At 42.7% G+C, this 20,587-nt stretch carries 14 protein-coding genes and 1 tRNA gene; 6 read left to right on the plus strand and 9 right to left on the minus strand.

Features of this window, described 5'->3' with window-relative positions:
* Positions 1–563: 563 nt before the first annotated feature.
* On the minus strand, positions 564–1,286 hold the full coding sequence (locus V7K25_RS17415) for a carbonic anhydrase (RefSeq protein WP_335159845.1): 723 nt from the start codon (positions 1,284–1,286) through the stop codon (positions 564–566).
* A 296-nt stretch (positions 1,287–1,582) separates the two neighbouring features.
* Between V7K25_RS17415 and V7K25_RS17420 the strand changes: the two genes are divergently transcribed.
* Complete coding sequence (locus tag V7K25_RS17420; RefSeq protein ID WP_335159788.1) at positions 1,583–2,887, plus strand: hypothetical protein; 1,305 nt, start codon at positions 1,583–1,585, stop codon at positions 2,885–2,887.
* A gap of 845 nt (positions 2,888–3,732) precedes the next feature.
* Here the strand turns inward: V7K25_RS17420 and V7K25_RS17425 are convergent.
* The 7 genes from V7K25_RS17425 to V7K25_RS17455 form a co-directional block, all read right to left on the minus strand.
* Positions 3,733–4,461 carry an ABC transporter ATP-binding protein gene (locus V7K25_RS17425; RefSeq protein WP_335159789.1) on the minus strand — a complete coding sequence of 243 codons (729 nt, stop codon included), beginning with the start codon at positions 4,459–4,461 and terminating at the stop codon, positions 3,733–3,735.
* Between the two features lie 70 nt (positions 4,462–4,531).
* The gene (locus tag V7K25_RS17430) at positions 4,532–4,756 is read right to left on the minus strand and encodes an indolepyruvate ferredoxin oxidoreductase subunit alpha (RefSeq protein ID WP_012407913.1); all 225 of its coding nucleotides are present in this window, start codon (positions 4,754–4,756) and stop codon (positions 4,532–4,534) included.
* Positions 4,757–5,101: 345 nt separating this feature from the next.
* On the minus strand, positions 5,102–6,310 hold the full coding sequence (locus tag V7K25_RS17435) for an ATP phosphoribosyltransferase regulatory subunit (protein ID WP_335159790.1): 1,209 nt from the start codon (positions 6,308–6,310) through the stop codon (positions 5,102–5,104).
* Positions 6,310–7,248: a J domain-containing protein gene (locus V7K25_RS17440; RefSeq protein ID WP_335159791.1), complete on the minus strand. Its 939-nt coding sequence runs from the start codon at positions 7,246–7,248 to the stop codon at positions 6,310–6,312. Before V7K25_RS17440 ends, V7K25_RS17435 begins: the two co-directional genes overlap by 1 nt.
* A gap of 74 nt (positions 7,249–7,322) precedes the next feature.
* On the minus strand, positions 7,323–8,135 hold the full coding sequence (locus V7K25_RS17445) for an inositol monophosphatase family protein (protein ID WP_335159792.1): 813 nt from the start codon (positions 8,133–8,135) through the stop codon (positions 7,323–7,325).
* Positions 8,136–8,216: 81 nt separating this feature from the next.
* Positions 8,217–8,786 (minus strand): thermonuclease family protein, encoded by a 570-nt coding sequence (locus tag V7K25_RS17450; protein ID WP_335159846.1) that lies wholly within the window; start codon positions 8,784–8,786, stop codon positions 8,217–8,219.
* Between the two features lie 157 nt (positions 8,787–8,943).
* Positions 8,944–9,312, minus strand: coding sequence for a 2Fe-2S iron-sulfur cluster-binding protein (locus V7K25_RS17455; RefSeq protein WP_334994160.1), 369 nt, complete (start codon positions 9,310–9,312; stop codon positions 8,944–8,946).
* A gap of 106 nt (positions 9,313–9,418) precedes the next feature.
* Here V7K25_RS17455 and V7K25_RS17460 point away from each other — a divergent pair.
* The 3 genes from V7K25_RS17460 (at position 9,419) to V7K25_RS17470 (ending at position 11,311) form a co-directional block, all read left to right on the plus strand.
* A tRNA-Ser gene (locus V7K25_RS17460) sits at positions 9,419–9,503 on the plus strand.
* 485 nt (positions 9,504–9,988) lie between these two features.
* Positions 9,989–10,669, plus strand: coding sequence for a HEAT repeat domain-containing protein (locus tag V7K25_RS17465; protein ID WP_335159793.1), 681 nt, complete (start codon positions 9,989–9,991; stop codon positions 10,667–10,669).
* Positions 10,670–10,744: 75 nt separating this feature from the next.
* Complete coding sequence (locus tag V7K25_RS17470; protein WP_335159794.1) at positions 10,745–11,311, plus strand: phycobiliprotein lyase; 567 nt, start codon at positions 10,745–10,747, stop codon at positions 11,309–11,311.
* Positions 11,312–11,504: 193 nt separating this feature from the next.
* On the opposite strand, the gene V7K25_RS17475 is transcribed toward V7K25_RS17470, so the two are convergent.
* Positions 11,505–13,031: a site-2 protease family protein gene (locus V7K25_RS17475; protein ID WP_335159847.1), complete on the minus strand. Its 1,527-nt coding sequence runs from the start codon at positions 13,029–13,031 to the stop codon at positions 11,505–11,507.
* Positions 13,032–13,224: 193 nt separating this feature from the next.
* Between V7K25_RS17475 and V7K25_RS17480 the strand changes: the two genes are divergently transcribed.
* Positions 13,225–13,956, plus strand: a complete 732-nt coding sequence (locus tag V7K25_RS17480; RefSeq protein ID WP_335159795.1) for an MBL fold metallo-hydrolase — start codon at positions 13,225–13,227, stop codon at positions 13,954–13,956.
* A gap of 179 nt (positions 13,957–14,135) precedes the next feature.
* Positions 14,136–20,543, plus strand: coding sequence for an ATP-binding sensor histidine kinase (locus tag V7K25_RS17485; RefSeq protein ID WP_335159796.1), 6,408 nt, complete (start codon positions 14,136–14,138; stop codon positions 20,541–20,543).
* Positions 20,544–20,587 lie beyond the last annotated feature (44 nt).

Below are 20,587 nucleotides of genomic sequence, written 5' to 3' on the forward strand. Positions count from 1 at the left end.
CCCCTGCTCACTCATCTTCCCATTTGGGAAATTGTTGGTTTTAAGCTGTTACGTATATAACTTGCATTATCAGGGCGGGCAGGATGCCCACCCCACAATCATCTTGAAAAAATATTAGTGCAAATTAAAGGCGCAACAGCTTAATTAGAAATTAACCTAATTAGTAACTTTTCTTAACTGTGTTTTCCAAAGTATTTAGTTATTGTATCTAGGGATATGCAATTATTTTTTATAAATAAGCGCTAACCTAATCAAACATGGCCAGAATATACTATACCTTCCTGGCGGGCGGCCTTGTTATATGGCCCCTGCCGGATTTATTTGTTACAAGCTGCGATTGTGCCTTGCTTTTAGATTTTTCTAAATTTTTATGAGTTTGCGTTAGCGTAGACCAACTCAGGCATCGCCGCCCCTATTAAGTAACAGGTATTTCGTTAAATAGTATAAGAAATATTTTTTTAAGTTGAGCAATGAATTTGATTAAATTTTAAGACTATCAATAGGTAATAATATTTTGCAACATAATTAACATAAGAATACTATGCCTAAAAAGTATGAGATTTTCAAGTAATAATGTTGACTTTACCAGTGTCAATATCGTAACAAGCGCCAACAATTTTTAGTTTCCCTTCACCGATCAATTTAGCTAAGATTGTTGAGCTTTCCTGCAATTTTTCAGCCTGATATTGAATATTAGCTATAACTGCATTCTGCATACTATCACCCGTTCTTAACTTTACCCTTTCTACAGATGGTTTGATACCTTCAATAATCAAACCAATTCTGCCAGGAAGTGGTTCGTTTTTGATTGCTTCTGCTACTGCACCGCATCTTTTATGACCCAAGATTACAATCAGCTGCGAACCTAAAATTGTTGTAGAATATTCCAGACTACCTATAACCGTGTCACTGACGACATTACCAGCAACTCGCACGACAAATAAATCTCCAAGTCCTTGATCGAAGACGATTTCCGCAGGGACTCTAGAATCTGCACAACCTAATATAGCAGCAAAGGGATACTGAGCTTTAGCAACTAATTGCAGATGTTTTAGCGATTGATCGGGATATTTACGTTTTTGTTGGATAAATCGTTGATTACCATCCAGTAAACGTCTGATAGCTTCATTAGGACTAACTGGATTAAGGTTGTCTGGATGAATATCAGCAATAGCTGTTTGCTCTGTATTCCAAAAACTATCACCAAAAGCAGTAGCTGCAATACCTACTAAACTGGCAAATTTTAAGAAATCACGTCGCCCTACAAATCCATTAATTCGACTCATCAATCTACCAGAAAACAAAGCTGTTCTCAGAAAGATATCAGACTTAAGCAAGATGCAATAGTACCTTTTTACACGATTTAAGAGTCATTTAATCTTCAGATAGCATCGTAATTTAGCACTTAAGTATATAGGCATAACCAAACATATAAGAAAATCCTAGTTCGTAGTGAGCAATTCATCGCTCATAGCAAGTTTTATTAGGGCTAAAGTATTTACTACAAAACTTTAATTCTTCACCCCTATGTATATATTTTCTGTGTCCTTTGGGAATACTTAACACAGTATTGGCTATATTTATGGCTTTTTTAAACAAAATCAACTGGAATTTTCTACGTAAAAATTCTCAAAATAGTTCTGGGATAGATCCATCTGCCCCTATCCAACAATCTACAACGCCATTAACCCCCAAAAACCTAGCTAAATTAGAGCATGAAATGGAGCTAGAGAGGCAGGCTCTGAAAAAATCCTCTCAGCAAGTGCATAACAAAGCCAAGCGGGGTATAGGTAGTAGACTTATTTGGATAACAATACTTATCGGTATTCCCGTTGGTGTGATTTGGGTGGCAAACCAGCCTTACCAGGTGATTCGCCGTCCGGTAATGGTTCATGCACCTTTTTTGTTGCTACCCAGCTACATAAGTATGGATAATCACTATCGACAGGCGTTGGTATCAGTTGAGCAAGCTGAACAATTGATTGAAAAAGCTACCAGTCCAGCAGATTTGGCTTTGGGAGAAGAGAAACTACACGAAGCACAAAAACATTTAGATCGGTTACCAACTTCCTTTGCCAACGATTGGTCTGAATACAGATATTGGTGGTACGATTCGCGCTTTAGCATCTACGGTTTTAATGCATTTCGGAGTCAAGTTGGACAACTAGAAGCTAAAGTTTTTCAAGAAAAGAATGCTCAGTCCTTGCTTACCAATAATATGCAGACTTTATTAAATGCCAAACAGCAATATGAACACGCGGCAACAGCAACTGATAAACAGACTGCAACAACTGCTTGGCAGACGGCGCTTAATCAATTAGAGCAGATTCCTGGTCAAACTCTGGCAGGAAAAACTGTACAAAATCAACTAGATAATTATAAGCGGGAGTTTCAGGAAGCTGTTGGATTGGCCACTGGAAACGATCGCATCAGTGCCTTAATTACCGCAGCACGGCAATTTTCCTGGCAAGCTGCCAAAGCTGGTCAAAATCCACCGCATAGCGTAACTGAATGGCGACAGATAGAAAATTTGTGGATAGAAGCAATTGAGCGGCTTAAAGAGATTCCTTCAAAAGACGTGGCTGGTTATACCGAGGCACAGAAATTATTAGCAATTTATGAGGCTAATTTAGGTCAAGTTCAGGTAAGGCGGCAAGCTGAGTCAGATGCTGTGGAGGCTTTAAAAGCAGCACAACGAGAAATTGAAAGCTTATTAGCTTCAATTCCTGCTGATGCTCATGATGTGCAGCATAATCGGGTATTGAGCCAATTGCAAAGTATTATTAATCAGTTAGAAAAAGTGCAAAATGGTACTACAGCCTATCTTAAAGCTCAAGCGTTACTACTGTCGGCAAATAATAAACTCAGGCAGCTACAGATTAAATAAATGGATAAATGGTAGCGATCGCTTTAGTATGTTAATAGCTCCGCCAAAAATTTTTGCAATATTATAATGAATTAGCTGTAGGAGCGTACAGCTATACACTCCTACCTATATATCAGATATTTCGTGAAATGATATTAGTCCATTTGTACTATGTGTTTTCTGTTTGATTTCTAGCCAGTTGTAGTGAAGCGGTGACGCTCGCTCTGCTTGTTTACTGCATCTAACCCTAAAAGGGTAGTTCACAGAGCGATTGTCAACAACTGGCCATTGGGTGGGATTTTTGAGACGGGAATCGATCCCTTGTAGAATTTTCTCAATGTCCCAGTAACCCTGTTGATATTTCAATTAAAACTGCAATAGAAAAATTTTGGATGCCAAATTGCCAAAAGCACTCAATCAATTTTGATTGGGTAAACATAGGCGTTTTTATACCATTAGAAAACGCCCCAGGTTCACTCTGGAGCGGCTTTACAGGATTTATTGCGACTCAGCAGTATATTAAAAACTGATGCAGAACTTTATATATAGGAAGTTCAGTAAGCCTTCCTGTTGAATTGGGGTTCTGCCCAATCCAGTTAATTTGCATTTTGGTCATTTTTTCCTGAATGAATGTCCTGTTTTACCTTTTTACTCCCTGTAGATGTGATTAGAAACGCAAGGATTATTGGGGAGAATTCTTTGAGCATCGAAAACGACGGTCGCGGCAGTGGCAGGAATTGTTATAGCTTTTGTATTAGTTTATAGATAGCGTAGGCGCACCCCGCCTTAGACATCGCTATCGCCTGGTGAAGTTTCCTTATTAAAGTGGTTTTATGTTGAATGGGGGCAAGAGTGAAAAATCCGGATTAATGTCTTTTACCTGCTCCCAGATATAGCTCACCCACTTTAGGATCATTCAACAGTTCTTGACCTAGCCCTGAGATAGCATCGCGTCCTGACTCAAGTACATAGCCGCGATTAGCCATCTCTAAAGCCTTACGGGCATTTTGTTCCACTAATACGATCGCAGTACCCGCCTGATTAATTTGTTTAATCTGCTCAAACACTTGTGTCACCAAAATCGGGGACAAAGCAGCAGATGGTTCATCCAAAATCAGCAAACTAGGTTCCAACATCAAAGCTTTGCCCATCGCTAGCATCTGGCGTTCTCCCCCAGAGAGAGTACCAGCGCGTTGACGACGGCGATCGCTTAGTCTGGGGAACATAGCAAATATTTTATCTTTAATTGGTTTCAGAGGAACGTTAAGCACAAAAGCACCCATCTCCAAGTTCTCTTCAACACTAAGGGAGGGGAAAACATTGGCGATTTGCGGTACGTAGCACATTCCTCGCTGAACTATTTCATTGGACTTTAGCCTCACGAGATTTTCACCTTTGAAGGTAATTGTCCCTGTGTGGGGGATCAAAAGTCCAAAAATTGCTTTTGCTAAAGTAGATTTACCAGCGCCGTTGGGGCCAATCACAGTTACCAATTCACCTGGTGCAACGCAGAAATTTACACCTTGCAGGATATCTACATCTTTGATGTATCCAGCGTGGACATTTTGAACATCTAGTAAATAGTCATTTGTCATTTGTCATTTGTCGTTTGTCATTGGTCAACAGTCAAGTTAAAAATAGCTATTGACTGTTGACTATGGACTATTAAGGAGTTTTTTGCAACTCTGGTCGTTCTTCTGCAAGAATTGCCCCTTCTACTGGGCAAACTTGGAGACATATACCACAATCGATGCAAGTGGCAAAGTCAATCCAGTACCAATCAGTTCCCTTGGCATTTTTGCCTGGGCCATCATGAATACAAGCTACTGGACAGGCATCTACGCAGTCAGCGACGCCTTCACAGACTTCTGTAACAATTGTGTGCGGCATGTTCTCGATTCCCTCTTTTCTGTATCGGCTATTTCTAGCCTAGCAGGGGAGTGGGAGTGGAGAGTTGGGGAGGCAGGGGAGCAGGGGAAGAATAACTATTGATTTTTTTTACCGAAGAAGCGGAGGGGCAGGGCGCTCAAAGCTTGGGGAGCAAGCCCTGACCTGGAGGCGTGGAGCGGAGTGGAACATGGGTATGAAGCCCCGCCATAAAGGGCGCTCTTCCTGGGGCGGAGTACAAGCTCGTCTGGTGTTTTCCCCCTTGCTCCCTGTCCCCTGCTCCCCTGCCTCTTTTGACCCATGCCCATGTGCAATGCCCCATGCCCAATTCCCAATTCCCAATTCCCACTAACGCAATGGTTCAATTTTTGAGGAGCCATCAGCTTTCATCCAAACAATTTGGGCAATGCCGCGATCGCTTGCATATTGACGAATAGCGTCTGCATCCCTTCCCCCTAAATCAATTTCTACGCGCACCAAATCAGTAGAATCTCTGAGTTTTTGCGCGTAGGCAAAGGCAAAGGCGTTAGCGTTAGCCGTCTCTGGTACTACCAACCAGTCACTCGTTGGAGTTGCCTGTGGTAATTGCTGAGTAGACAACAGAACTTGGTATAAATCTTCGATACTTAGTCCAAAACCAATACCGGGAATGTTTTCTCCTTGGGGATGATATAGCCCCAAAAGCTGGTCGTAGCGACCACCTCGCCCTAAAACTCTAGCTTGATCGGTATCGTTGACAACTTCAAAGACGATACCAGTGTAGTAATCTATGGTCTGGATGAGGCTGAGGTCGAGGATTAAAGGAAATTTTTTCTCTGATTCCAGTAATTCTACTAGGGATTTGAGGTTATTTACTGCCTCTCGCTGTTCTTCGTCTAGCTCCAAACTACTAACTTTTTGCAACACGTCTGCACTGGGGCCACGCAAATCTAGCATGGTTCGGGCGCGATCGCGTAGTTTGTCACTTAGGGGTAAAGTATCTATAGTAATGCGGTCAAGATGAGCGATCGCACTGCGAACTTTATCCTGTAAATTAGCAGGAAACGCACTCAGGAGCGATCGGGTAATTCCCGCTTCACCTAAAATTAAATGCCATTCCCGCAACCCTAGTGCTGCTAAACAATCTGCTACTAACAGTATTACTTCCGCATTCGCCAATAATCCGCCAGCACCTAATAATTCCACTCCAGCTTGATAAAACTCTTGCTGGCGATTATGTCTACTTTCCCAAGTGCGGCGAAACACATTAGCGTTGTAGTACAACCGTTGCGGATAAGTTGCATTTGCCATGCGAGTGACAACTGTGCGAGCAATAGATGCTGTTAATTCTGGACGTAGCCCTAATTCATCATCTTCGCCATTTTGTAGTTGAATCACCATCTGGCGCTGGATTGCTTCCCCCGCCATCAGAGTATCCATGCGTTCTAAAGTCGAGGTGATAATCCTGTGATATCCCCAACGGTGAAACACCTGCTGTAATCTATCTTCAATCCAGCGTTTTTTCTCCACATCCAAGGGCAATAAATCCCTGGCTCCTGCTGCTGGTTGATACACCATTATTTTTTCTTCCCACCAAACAAACCACCGAACAAACCACCACTACCAGATTTATCTGGTTGCTTATCTCCATTATTGGCGGATGAAGTCACCTTATGATCACTAGGTTGTTGTCCTATAGCTTTATCTATTTTAGGTTTCCATTGCAGAGCCGCTTCGTCATTGGGGTCTAATTTAAGAGCATTGTCGAAGTGGATTTTTGCCATTTTTAGCTGATTTTGCTTCAAATACACTATTGCAATTAAGCTATGGCAATGACTATTTTTAGGTTCTAGCTTCAGGGCATCCTGCAACTCTACTTTGGCTTGGGCAAATTGGTTTTTATCAATCAAAGATTGAGCGCGACGAATATACTGTTCTACAATCGAGTCTTCTTTTGGTGGTGCTGGTGGTGTATTTGACTGAGGCGTAACTGATTCGACTTTGGGTTGAGCAGGTGGCCGCGGCGCTGCGGATGATTTGCTTGCACTCCGCATTAAATACACTAAATTCAACTCACTAACTTGGGTAATCACTTGCAGTACTTGCTCTAAAGAATCATATTGGGTTTCGCCGATTTTAGCGATCGCACTTTTATAGAAATGCTCGAGATTAGGTGTCTGGGCTAACTGTTTAGCCAACTCGGTGTTGAGAGTCACTGAAGTAGATTCTTGTAGCAGGCGTTTGCCAATTTGCGACAAAATTAAAATATATTCCGTGCGAGTGCGATCGCCACACAGTTTTTCGTAAGCTGGATTAACCAGCTTTGATAAAAATTCGTTACCTAACTCTTTTTGTTCATCAGTTTTAGTAAAACTACTATCCGGGTGCAAACGGCGGGCAATTTTGAGATAGCGTTTGCGAATCTCTTTGACATCTGCATCCACTGGAACGCATAAAACTGCGTGATGATCTATGAAATCATATTTAAATAGTCCACGATCTATTTTGAAAGACATATAGAGGTTTTGCACCAAAGCAGCAATTAGATTCTTTTTAGTTTACCCAAACTCAGGGGGAAAGCTCCCACCGGCTAAACCCATGCTGACAGTGGTGGAACTTGTAATAGTTCGTTACTGAGAGAATTATGAATATAACTATTTGTAGCAAGAATTCTACCTGACTCAATTTTGACAGGTGTCCCATCGTAGGCGGTAACTTTGCCCCCAGCCTCTTGTAACAAAATTATCCCGGCGGCAATATCCCAAGGAGAAAGCCCTCGTTCCCAGTAACCATCGACACGTCCACAGGCAACATACGCTAAATCTAGCGATGCGGAACCGCTTCGTCTGACTCCTTGAGTAAGATGAGTCAGGTGACTAAATTCTGCGTAATTGTTATCAGAGGTTTCGCGGCGATCGTAAGCAAATCCTGTCACTAGTAAGCTTTTATTAAGTTCCGATGTTACCGAAACCTTAATGGGGCGACGATTACGCGTTGCTCCTAAGCCAGCAGCAGCACGGAATAGCTCATTATGGAAAGGGTCATAAATTACACCAAGTTGCGGAACGCCATTAATTAACAGTCCAATAGAAACAGCAAAAAATGGGTATTGATGAGCGTAGTTGGTTGTCCCATCTAGGGGATCTATTGCCCAAAGGTATTCATTTTCTTGATTACCTAATTTTCCTGATTCTTCAGCAAGGATAGAGTGATCGGGAAAGTGGCGGCGTAAAAGTTCTAAAATCACCTCTTCTGAGGCTTTATCAGCAGCAGTTACTAAATCACCAGGGCGACCTTTTTCAATAATTGCGTCTTCTAATTTACCTAAATAACCTTGCAAAACGACACCAGCAGCTAAGGCAGCTTCAGTAGCAATATCTAGAAAAATTTGTAGATTTGTCATTAGTTATTAGTTATTAGTCATTTGTCATTTGTCGTTCTTCTCCCCCTGCTCCCTGCCCTCTGCCTCCCCACTCCCCACTCTTCAAAGATTTTGACGGCGAAACTCAGCAGGAGTGAGGTGCATAGGTTTTTCTGGGTTCCAGATTCCTTGGCCCATGAGTCTAGCCCATTGTTGGGCACGTTCTAAACGCTGATCATATTTGTGGTTAGGCGATCGCTCAACAAACATTGCATTCCCTTGTTTCACTAATTCCTCATTCAACAACACCTTATTTTTCCACACATAAGCTAGAGTTCGTCCGATTTTGTCTTTTGTTTCTAAATCAAACTCCAGGGTTACCGATTGTTCTGCACCTCCAATTAGATTTTCTAACTGTTCTTTTGCTGCGTCCCCCCAAGGTCGCTGTCGCAAATCTGGTGCATCAATGCCAACTAACCGCACTTGGGAAATTAAATTTGGTTGTTCAGCCATGCCTAACACTTCCAAACTTTGCCCACTAACTATCCGCGCTACTTTTACCTGAGCCTCATTGTTTGGCAGTTGGTTTTTACCTTGGCAACTTACCAAGAGCAACAAGCAAGCCAAAATCGCTATTTTTCGCACCCAATCACCAAGACGCATAGGCATTAAAATTTCGCCTATGGTCGCCATTGCACGATGGGTGATTTTCAACAGAAGAGGCAGGAGGAATAATGTCTTTTGCCTCGTACTGCGCTCAGAAGTAACTTGGGTTTGAATCCCCAACTTCTTCAAGTGACTTTCGCTCAGGTGTGGTTGATGAGCAAAACCTCCTGCCTGATTCAATTGTTTATTCCTCATCTAACGGTAAACCCGCTTTTACTTTCCCCCTAGCAAAATACCGGCCAAACTGGAGTTCGTAAACTTCATCTTCGTCTTGTGTCTCCACTTCTAAGTCAGAACGGGGGTAACTCACACATAACAAGGCGTAACCTTGCCGACGTAAATCTGGCGACAATCCGATCGCCTCCGGTTGGTAAATTTCTCCCGATAAAACTCTCACCGCACAAGTGGTACAAGCCCCGTTACGGCAAGAAAACGGCAGTTCTACCCCTTGTTTTTCGCCAGAGTGCAAAATGTAGCGGTCTTCTGGGACTTCTAGGGTGTGGGTTTGACCAGTGGCGCGATCGCGAACTCTAATTGTGTATGTACGGGACATCTGGATTTGCGTTTTGGAATTGGGACTTTCAGATTCAATCTAAAATATCTTTCTTTATCTTTGCATTCTCTGGGATTCTATAGTATGATCGTAACTTGTGGCACCTGGAGAGGTGGCCGAGTGGTTTAAGGCGCAGACCTGGAAAGTCTGTTTAGGGAAACTTAACGGGGGTTCGAATCCCCCCCTCTCCGTTCTCAAAGCTAGTTTAAATATATAGTTTGAACCAGATTTCTACAAATAGTCAGGTTAAATAAACATCAGGATATTGCCAAATATATTCTTAAAATTGCTTTGAAGTGGGTTAGCGTTCCGCAGGAAAGGTATCGTAAAAACCAATATGGTTTAGATTGAGGCTAAAAACTGAAAGTGGCGTTGGTTGGAGAGCCACTATGTCCATGCGGTTTTCCCAACTTGTTCGCGGCTAGTTCCAAGGAAGAAGTAAGTGACGTTTGAAGAAAAAAATTAACATTTTATACTGATAAGCTTTATACCCGCAACTAAAGTTTTCATTAATACTTCTTTTCTCCTGCCCTCGGACTGCTTTTGTAACATTTGTTTATTTTTTACTCATAATTGAGCCATTTTGTAAAGTGGCCAAACTCCTACTTCACTATGGCGACAGCCTGATGAACGGATCAGGTAAATTAAGATAAGTAAAGAAAACGCTTTGAACTAAATGGCAGCTCTAAGCTTACAAGAAATTTCTACTCAGTTAGAAAGTCCGAATTTACGCGATCGCATGGTAGCCCTAGCCAATCTGCGTCATGCGTCCCCTGAGGATGCAGTTCCTTTGATTAAAAAGGTACTAGACGACGAATCTTTGCAACTGCGATCGATGGCAATTTTTGCCCTTGGAATCAAGCCGACACCAGAGTGTTATTCAATTTTGGTCAGAATTCTCGAAAATGACCCCGATTATGGAATACGCGCTGATGCTGCTGGTGCTTTAGGATATTTAGGTGATGCCAGAGCCTTTGAGGTACTTTCACGGGCATTTTATGAAGATACTGATTGGCTAGTACGCTTTAGTGCAGCCGTTTCTCTTGGTAACATTAAAGATCCTCGTGCCCATCAAATACTTATTCAGGCATTGGATAGCAAAGAAGTAGTGTTGCAACAAGCTGCAATCTCTGCACTGGGAGAAATTCAAGACATTGAGTCAGTCGATCAAATCCTGCGCTTCGCTCAATCAGATGATTGGTTAGTAAGGCAGCGTTTGGCAGAAGCTTTGGGTAATCTTCCTACTCCCAAGAGTGTTTCAGCTTTAAAATACCTAGAAAAAGATAATCATTTCAACGTTGCTGAGGCAGCCAGAATTGGACTCAAGAAACTTGAGGAAATGGGCAGTCAAGCTTAATATTAAAGTTTCCTGCTAGCTTTTAATAATAATTAAGTGGGAAATTTAGCATTTTGATGCAGGGTAATTTTATTCATGAATATTGAAGAGTTTTTTCAGTTAAGTACTGGTAAATGGTTTTCTCATCGTACTAGTCAACATTTGGCTTTTAAGCAATTTGAAGAGAGTAAGTCAGACATCATTATAGAGACGCTGGCACTAGATAATCCACAAGTGATCAAACTGTGTCAACAGTACGAAATTAATTCTAGTTCTGCCTCTTGTGCTGCCAAAATTAGCTGGAACGGCACAATGGAAAAAGATCAAGTAAAACACAGTGGTTCAACTGTCTTAGTTTCTGTAACTGATGCAGATAATCCAGTTGAAGGCAAGTTACTGCGGGAAATAGTTGATACCGATAAAACTCCAGTTGCCGGACACTATAAATTTGACAGTGATGGTGCTTTAATCTTAACTATAGAGGATGAAACCATGTCGTTAGAGGAGCGTCTGTGGTTTGCTAGCCCCAATTTACGAATGCGGGTAAATGTCCTCAAGAGTTTTGATGGATTTAGTATCGCTTCCTTTACTTCTGAGATTCGCATGGGTGGTTTTCCACCAGCTGCGAAGGCTTCCGAGGCGGCTAATTCAGTATCGAGTTAGTTTTTGTAAGGTGTGTTATGCCGCTCTCTTACGCACCATCCTAAATTTTTAATGCGTTTTTCAGTGCGTTAGGACTAATGTCTATAACGCACATTTTTATATTAGAAGAAATCCAAATAACAAAATGCCAAGCTGTGGTTGATTCCACAGTTGGGAGAAAGTTTAGATATATTTCTCTTGGCGTTGAAACTTTTTAAATTTGCAAAAAGTTAGCGATCGCCTGCGGTAGTGGCAAAATAATTACAATCAACAACGCCATTGCCAGTAATCCCCAAACGTCACGTTGGTTATCCAATTCAGTGACATCATTCAGTGCAGGCTCATCAATCAATGGCATAAATAATAAGATAATTGCCCACACCAAAAATTCTTCTCTTACTAAAGCCAGTAATAGCAATAACACGCGAGCAATTTGACCAATTACCATCGCAGTTCGTTGTCCAAACATCGCATGGACAATGTGACCTCCATCTAACTGTCCCACAGGCATTAAATTTAAGGCTGTGACAATTAGTCCCAAAAAACCAGCTACTGCAACTGGATGTAAATCAAGGGCTGATTTTGCCGTTAACTGACTACCCAAGGCTAACTTCGAGAGTAGTGCTAGTAAAATGGAATACTTGGGATTAAGGGCATCAGGATTTAAAAGTCGGGTTTTTTCAGTGATGGAAACCACATCAGAATGAGCCAAGCCCCATATTAGTAATGGCACAGTCACCACAAAGCCTGCAATTGGCCCAGCGATACTAATGTCAAATAAAGCTTTGCGGTTAGGAATGGGACTACGCATCTGAATAAATGCACCAAAAGTTCCCAAGAAGAAGGGTATGGGAATAAAGTAAGGCAACGTCGAGCGAATCTTGTAGAATTTAGCTGTTAAATAATGCCCAAGTTCGTGAATGCCCAAAATAGTCATTAACCCTAAAGCATAGGGCAATCCCTTGAATAGAACATCTGGGTTAGATAGAACTTTGAACAAAGAGCCAATTTGCCATATAGGCGGAAGAGAAACACCAGCAATTTCCACTCCCACCAAGGTAGTAGTTACCAAAGTAGCTGCTAGCAGTAGAAGTGCTAATCCTGGACGAGTTAAGCGTTCCTGTTCGCGTCGTGGTGTTGTATTATTTCTCTCTTTAGCAGCTTGAGTGTTAGGAACCAATACAAAGAAAGGTTTATCATTTAAACCTTCTTGAAAGATCAGCAAGAAGCGATCGCCAAATTGTGCTTCAATATTAGTCTTAATCTGCTGGTAGGCGTTGCTAGCTTTAGTTCGCAACTGACCACGGCAAATCACGGCTTGTGGTCGATATTCAATATTTTGAACGTAGTATACAGACCAAGGAAAACAATTTCGTAGTTGAGTTTCTTCCGTTGGCTCAATGGGACGCACTATTGGTTCTGCGATAGGTTGGATAGTCGGCTGTGATTCTGAGGCTTGGGGTTGGGTTTGGGACTGTGTATCTCTTGGCGATCGACGTCCCCATTGAAACAACGTCCAGTACAACACTGTGGAGACAAATATCGACCAAAGAATCAGCGCTGGCGGCGGAGGCTGTTTCGGCCCATACACCAGCGTCCATCCACTTAAGAGTAATGCTGGTGCCATTAAAACCAGCCACAACAACCATACTGGCGTCCGGGTGATCTGAGCGACGCTGTGCTGCACCATTAGATAAGTAGCTAGCCCCAGTAGGAGGATAAATAGAAACCAAAATGCCATGTTATCTTCAGTAATTTTGACAAAACGCCCCACCAGTAGCTTCAGCACCATAGCATTAACTACAAGGCAGACCTCAAATCCCAGTTTTTTTCACAACGGTTAACAGTGCTGGTTAACGCCCAAGTTTCAATTCTTTAGAATTTCCACACTGTAACCAGATTGTCTACAACTCCTCAGTTTCGGTTCTTTGATTATGTGCCCTCTACCTCAAGTGCCAAGTCATACAACTAAGCCACCACGGGCTGTTTTCCTTAACGAAGTTCCTAGCGCAGGTTCTCTGCAATCGAACTTCACACAAGAGAGCATTTTTGCTTTTCCACCCAATCGGGACACATTAGGGGGAACCTCTTATCTTATTGTAAGAAATGAAGGCAATATCCTCATAGACTGCCCTGCCCTAGACCAAATAAATCAAGATTTTTTGCGATCGCATGGAGGCGTGCGTTGGTTATTTATCACCCATCGAGGCGCGATTGGCAAGACTGCTGAATTTCAGCAAATCTTTAGCTGCGAGGTGTTGATTCAAGAGCAAGAGGCTTATTTGTTACCAGGCTTAACCTTAACTACCTTTAGGCAAGAATTTACACTTGATAGCGCAGCCCAAGCGATTTGGACACCAGGTCATTCTCCTGGTTCATCTTGCTTTTACTACAGTGAACTTGGAGGTATATTGTTTTCTGGTCGTCATTTACTCCCTAACCAGCACGGTGAAGCAGTACCATTACGGACAGCTAAAACCTTTCACTGGCCCAGGCAAATCCAGAGCCTTCGATTCTTGTTAGAAAATTTTACACCAGAAACTCTTAAATACATTTGTCCTGGTGCTAATACAGGCTTTCTCAGAGGTAAGCGTTTTATCGATCAAGCTTATCAACACCTCGCCTCTCTGGATTTATCAGCTTTGCTGCGGATACAGCCTTTTTGAGATATGGGGCATGGATAGTTAAAACTTAAATGTTGATCTTCTGAAGCTCAATGTCTAAGTTTTAACTCCCTCTCTCCTGCCCAATGACAAATGACAAATGCAAGTTTTGTAACGTTTGTTAACCAAGATATTCTCCTGGGAATTCTAACTTTAGTACACAGGAATTCCCGTAAAAATTTATGAGCGCAAAAGCTGATGGAACTTTAAGGATCGCTGGATACCAAATCATAGAGCAACTTTATTCAGGTTCTCGTACCCAAGTGTATCGGGCAGTACAAGAATGCGATACCTTCGGTGGGCTTCGCCAACGCCTACCAGTTGTCATCAAGCTCTTAAAACGAGAATACCCAACTTTTAGCGAATTAGTACAGTTTCGCAACCAATATGCGATCGCCAAAAACTTAGATATTTCTGGCATTATAAAACCCTACAGCCTGGAAGCCTATCACAATGGCTATGCCCTGGTAATGGAGGACTTTGGTGGTATTTCCTTGCGGCAATTTACTCAAGGAAAAACACTGACTTTAGAGCAATTCTTACCCATTGTTCTGCAACTGCTAGACACGCTACACCAGTTACATCAACAACGCATCATTCACAAAGACATTAAGCCAGCTAACATCTTAATTCACCCTGGCACCAAACAAATTAAGCTGATTGATTTCAGTATTGCGTCGCTTCTACCACGAGAAACCCAGGAGATCCAAAGTCCTAACGGGCTGGAGGGAACGCTAGCTTATCTGTCGCCAGAGCAAACTGGGCGGATGAACAGGGGTATTGACTACCGCAGCGATTTTTATTCATTAGGTGTGACTTTCTTTGAACTACTAAGTGGACAACTGCCCTTTGAATCCCAGGAGCCAATGGAGTTGGTGCATTGCCACATTGCCAAACTTCCACCCTTAGCCTGCGATTTCAATCCCGATTTGCCCTTGATGCTGGGTGAAATTATCCGCAAACTGATGGCGAAGAACGCGGAAGACCGTTATCAGAGTGTGCTGGGGCTTAAACATGATCTCGTTACTTGCCTAGAACAATGGCGAGAAACAGGCAAACATACCTGGTTTGAGTTGGGACAGCAAGATATTAGCGATCGCTTTCTCATCAGAGAAAAACTCTACGGACGCGAATCGGATGTACAAACGTTACTGAAAGCATTTGGTCATGTTGCCAATGGTGGCTCTCAACTGATGCTGGTGGCAGGTTTTTCTGGTATTGGTAAAACCGCAGTTGTCAATGAAGTGCATAAGCCGATTGTGCGGTGGAACGGCTACTTCATCAAGGGCAAATATGACCAGTTCAACCGCAACATTCCTCTGTCTGCTTTTGTGCAAGCCTTTCGTGATTTGATGGGACAGTTGCTTAGTGAAAGCGATACCCAACTCAAGCAATGGCAGAGTAAGATTTTAGCGGCAGTTGGAGAGAACGGGCAAGTCCTGATCGAAGTGATTCCTGAACTGGAGCAGATGATCGGCAAACAGCCTGCATCCCCTGAATTATCGGGCAGTGCAGCACAGAACCGTTTCAATCTGCTGTTCCAAAAGTTTATTAAAGTCTTCACCACACCAGAGCATCCATTGGTGATGTTTCTCGATGATTTGCAGTGGGCAGATTCGGCATCGCTCAATTTACTGAAGCTGTTGATGTCCCAGAGCGATCGCGGTTATCTATTCATTATTGGCGCATACCGCGATAACGAGGTGTTTGCAGCTCATCCCCTCATGTTGACACTAGATGAAATCAAAAAGGAATCTTCTGGCGTCAACACTCTAACTCTATTTCCCTTGAGTCAAGCAGATGTGAACCATTTAATCGCCGATTCCCTCAGTTGTGCAACGGGCCAAGTATTACCATTGACAGAGTTGGTTTATCAAAAAGCCAAAGGCAACCCTTTTTTTACAACTCAGTTTTTAAAAGCGCTGCATGAGGATGGGCTGATTAGATTTGACCCGCTTCAGTCTCCCCTTGCTAAGGGGGGAAGTCAAGGGGGGTGGCAGTATGATGTAACACAAGTGCGTAGACGCGTAGCGGCTTGTCGTCAGACATCGCTTGCTCTCACCGATGATGTGGTGGAATTTATGGCACAACAGCTTCAGAAATTACCCGACATCACTCAAAATGTTTTGAAACTGGCAGCCTGTATCGGCAATCAGTTTGATTTGGCGACTTTGGCGATCGTTTCGGAAAAATCGCAAACAGAAATCGCCGTGGACTTGTGGAAAGCATTACAAGAAGGATTGGTGATTCCAACCAACGAGGTTTACAAGTTTTACCAAGATTCCTCATTGGTAATTAGTCATTTGCAAATGACAAATGACAAAGGACAAATAACAGTTTACAAATTCTTGCACGATCGCGTTCAGCAAGCCGCCTATTCTTTGATTCCTGACGAGCAAAAACAGGCAACTCATTTGAAAATTGGACAACTGTTGTTGCAGAAAACTTCGCTCAATGATCAAGGCGAAAAATTATTTGATATCGTCAATCATCTCAATGTCGGACAATCTCTGATTACTCAACCATCTCAACGCCATGAACTCGCCCAGTTAAATCTTGTTGCCGGACGCAAAGCCAGAGCAGCAACGGCTTACAGTGCTGCTCTGGCTTATTTGATTACGGGCATTGACCTGCTTCCTGGCGATCGCTGGCAATATCAGTATGAATTGACTCTGAATCTATATGTTACGGCTGCCGAAGTTGCTTATTTGAATGGTGACTTTAAGGGCATGGAACAGCAAGCCGCATTGATATTACAACAGGCACAGACAATTTTCGACAAAGTTAAAATCTACAAAATTCAAATCGCTGCCCAAACAGCTCGCAGCCAAATGTTAGAGGCGATCGCGGTAGGAAGAGAGGCTCTGAGTCAATTAGGGGTGGATCTTGCTGCAACTGATGAAGCGCAAATCAGCAAAGCGCTACAAGACATTGCAAGCCTTTTCCAGAGCAGGGATATTGCCGAGCTGATTGACCTGCCTGTAATGAGCGATCGCACTGCAATTGCTGCGATGCAATTGTTAGGAGTGTTGTTTCCACCAGTGATCCAGGGAATGCCAGGGTTACTCCCCCTGTTGAGCGCGACAATGGTGCAGTTGTCCCTCCAATTTGGCAATGCCCCTGCCTCGACGGTAGGATATGCAATTCATGGCATGGTGCTGTGTGCCTTTTTGGGTGAAGTCGAAACAGGCTATGGGTTTGGTAGAATAGCGCTCTCATTGCTGGAACGTTTGAATGCTCAGGAAACAAAGTCCATCACTCTAAACCTGTTTGGTGCTTTCATCCAACATCACCAAGAAGCGCTCTTGGCAACTATATCGACGCTGAAAGATAGCTACACGACTGGCATGGAAACTGGCGATTTTCTCAACGCTGGCTACAGCATAATATCTTACATGAATGTTGCGCTTTTAGCAGGTGTAGATATGAATACTTTAGAACCCGAATTCGCCGCTTATAGTGCTGCCCTGGCTAAGGTGAAACAAGATTCGGCGCATATTCATTCAGACATCACGCGGCAAACGGTGCAGCATTTGCGAGAAACGGTGAACCAACCCGATCGTTTAATCGGCACTCTCTACAATGAAACGGTGATGCTGCCGAAGCAAGAGCAGGATAATGATTTCACTACGATCGCCGTTGTCTACATCTACAAACTGCTGCTTGCCTACTGCTTTGGCAATTGTCAGGCTGCCTTTAACTACATCACCACAGTCAAGCCCTATTTGATGGCAGTATCGGGATTGGTTTTTATTCCTGTTTTCCATTTTTATGCCGCACTAACGCACCTGGCACTGTTCCCCTCCCAGTCAGAAGCAGAGCAAGCCGAAATGCTTGCTGTTGCTGTCACCCATCAAACTATTTTGCACCAGTGGGCGCACAATGCCCCAATGAATTATTTGCATAAATGGTATTTAGTAGAGGCTGAACGTTATCGGGTTTTGGGTGAAAAAATCGCAGCTATTGAGTGTTATGACCAAGCAATTACTCTTGCTAAAGAACATCAGTTCATTAACGAACAAGCTCTCGCCAATGAACTAGCTGCAAAATTTTACCTCAACTGGGGCAAAGAACGGATTGCCCAGGAATACATGATCGAAGCCTACTATGACTATGCTCATTGGGGCGCTAAAGCCAAAGTCGCCGACTTGGAACGACGCTATCCCCAACTCCTCGCTCCCATCCTTGAGCAAACCCGTTCTTCCCTCTCCACTCACGAAACTATCTTCACATTGAGGAGTGTCACATCCACTAGTTTTGCCACTTCCAGCAGTAGCAGCGTCTCTGTTGCTTTAGATTTAGCTGCCATTCTCAAAGCTTATCAAACTATCTCAGGGGAAATCGAACTCGAAAAATTGCTAAAAGCATTACTGCATATCATCATTGAAAATGCGGGAGCCGATAAGTGTGTGTTCATGCTTTTAGAGTCAGATCGTTTGCTAATTCAGGCGTTAGCACAGCTTTCCTTGAGTGGTGGACAGAAACAGGCTGCAAAAGTCGATTTTTACTCAATGTTGCTCAACCCACAGTCTGTTGAAGACTCTGTTGATGTGTCAGTTGGTTTAATTAATACCGTCAAACGCAGCTTACAACCAGCAGTGATTATTGATGCTAGGGTGCATCCGCAATTAATTAATGATCCGTATATTCAACGACAGCAGCCTAAAAGTATCTTGTGCTGCCCGATTTTGCATCAGGGTAAGTTGTTGGGCATATTGTATCTAGAAAACAATTTAGCAACCGGAGCCTTTACAAGCGATCGCGTCGAACTACTGAACTTACTTTGCGCTCAAGCTGCAATTTCTTTGGAAAATGCCCGACTTTATCGAAATTCCCAAAACTATGCTCAACAGCTAACACAATCTCTAGCAAAATTGCAGGCTAGTGAAACCCGCTTCCAAAATTTGGCAAATAATATTCCTGGTATGGTGTACCAATTCCGTTTGGAGGCTGACGGTTCAACTTCAACACCCTATGTTAGCTCTGGCTGTTTCGACTTATATGGGTTAGAGCCAGAGTTGGTGATGGCAGGGACGCATAGCCTTTACACTATGAATCATCCTGACGATCAACTAGCTATTGCAGAAGCGATCGCCTACTCTGCCCAAAATCTCACACCCTTTGAGCAAGAATGGCGGATTATCCTGCTTTCAGGAACCGTGAAATGGATTCAATCTGTTGCTCGGCCAGAGCAACAAGCCGATGGCTCAATCATCTGGGATGGAGTGGTGATTGATATTAGCAATGGCAAACAGGCCGAAGCATCTCTAGCCAAAGAACGAGAGTTCTTGAATGCCATTATTCACAATATTACCGATGGGATTGTTGTTTGCGATGCTACTGGTAAATTGACTCTATTTAACAAAGCAACTAGTGAGTTTCATGGCTTACCAGTAGAATCATTACCAGCAGAAGAATGGACAGAACACTTCAATCTCTATCAACCTGATGGGCAGACACCCCTATCAACCACGGAAATCCCTCTGTTTCGCGCCTTGCAAGGAGAAATCGTCGAAAATGCCGAAATGGTCATTGCACCAAAGCATGGTTCTAAAAGAATTTTATTAGCAAGCGGACAAGCAATTGTTGATTCTTCGGGTAACAAACTCGGTGCAGTAGTTGTGATGCGAGATGTTAGCGATGTCCACGACGAGCTTCGCTTACGCAAACAATCAGAACTTGCCTTGCAGCAAAAATCGCTTGATTTGCAACAAGCACTAATCGATCTACAAAATGCCCAATTACAAATAGTCCAAAGTGAAAAAATGTCAGCACTGGGTAATTTAGTTGCTGGCGTAGCTCACGAAATGAATAATCCTCTGGGTTTCATTGCCGCCAGCCTCAAACAAGCTAAACCGACTATTACTGATATTTTTGAACATCTCAGACTTTATCAAGAAACTTTACCCAGCAAAAGTGAAAAAATTCTTGAACATGCCGAAGAAATTGACTTGAATTACAGCCTAGAAGACTTGCCCAAGATGATTGATTCTATGTCTATGGCATGTGAAAGATTAAAAAATATTAGCACTAGTCTCCGCACTTTCTCCCGTGCTGATAGAGATTATAAAGTACCATTTTATATCCACCAAGGCATTGATAGCACGATTTTAATTTTGAAACATCGTCTGAAGGCGAACGAACAGCATCCCGCAATTGAGGTAGTCACAAACTATGGAAATCTACCTCAAATTGAATGTTTTCCTGGTCAATTAAATCAGGTATTTATGAATATTTTAGCTAATGCTATTGATGCTTTGGAAGAATCGAATAATGGACACAGTTTTGAGGATATTCAGCTTAAGGGTAATCGAATTATAATTACAACTTCCGTAGAAGAAGACTGGATAAAAATTATCATTGCTGATAATGGTAAGGGAATGACCGAAGAAGTAAAACAAAAGATTTTTGACCATTTATTTACGACTAAAGCTGTCGGTAAAGGGACAGGATTAGGACTTGCGATCGCTCATCAAATTGTCGAAGAAACCCACAGTGGCAAACTTATCTGCACCTCTGTACTGGGGCAAGTAACAGAATTTATCATTAAATTACCAGTTAAAACAGTGGCAGGACTTTTGGATTCTTGAAGAATTCAGTGCGTTGCATAAATGCTGATGAATAGGCGGTTGAA

Origin of the sequence: Nostoc sp., from assembly GCF_036919495.1 — a bacterium.
GTDB lineage: Bacteria > Cyanobacteriota > Cyanobacteriia > Cyanobacteriales > Nostocaceae > Nostoc.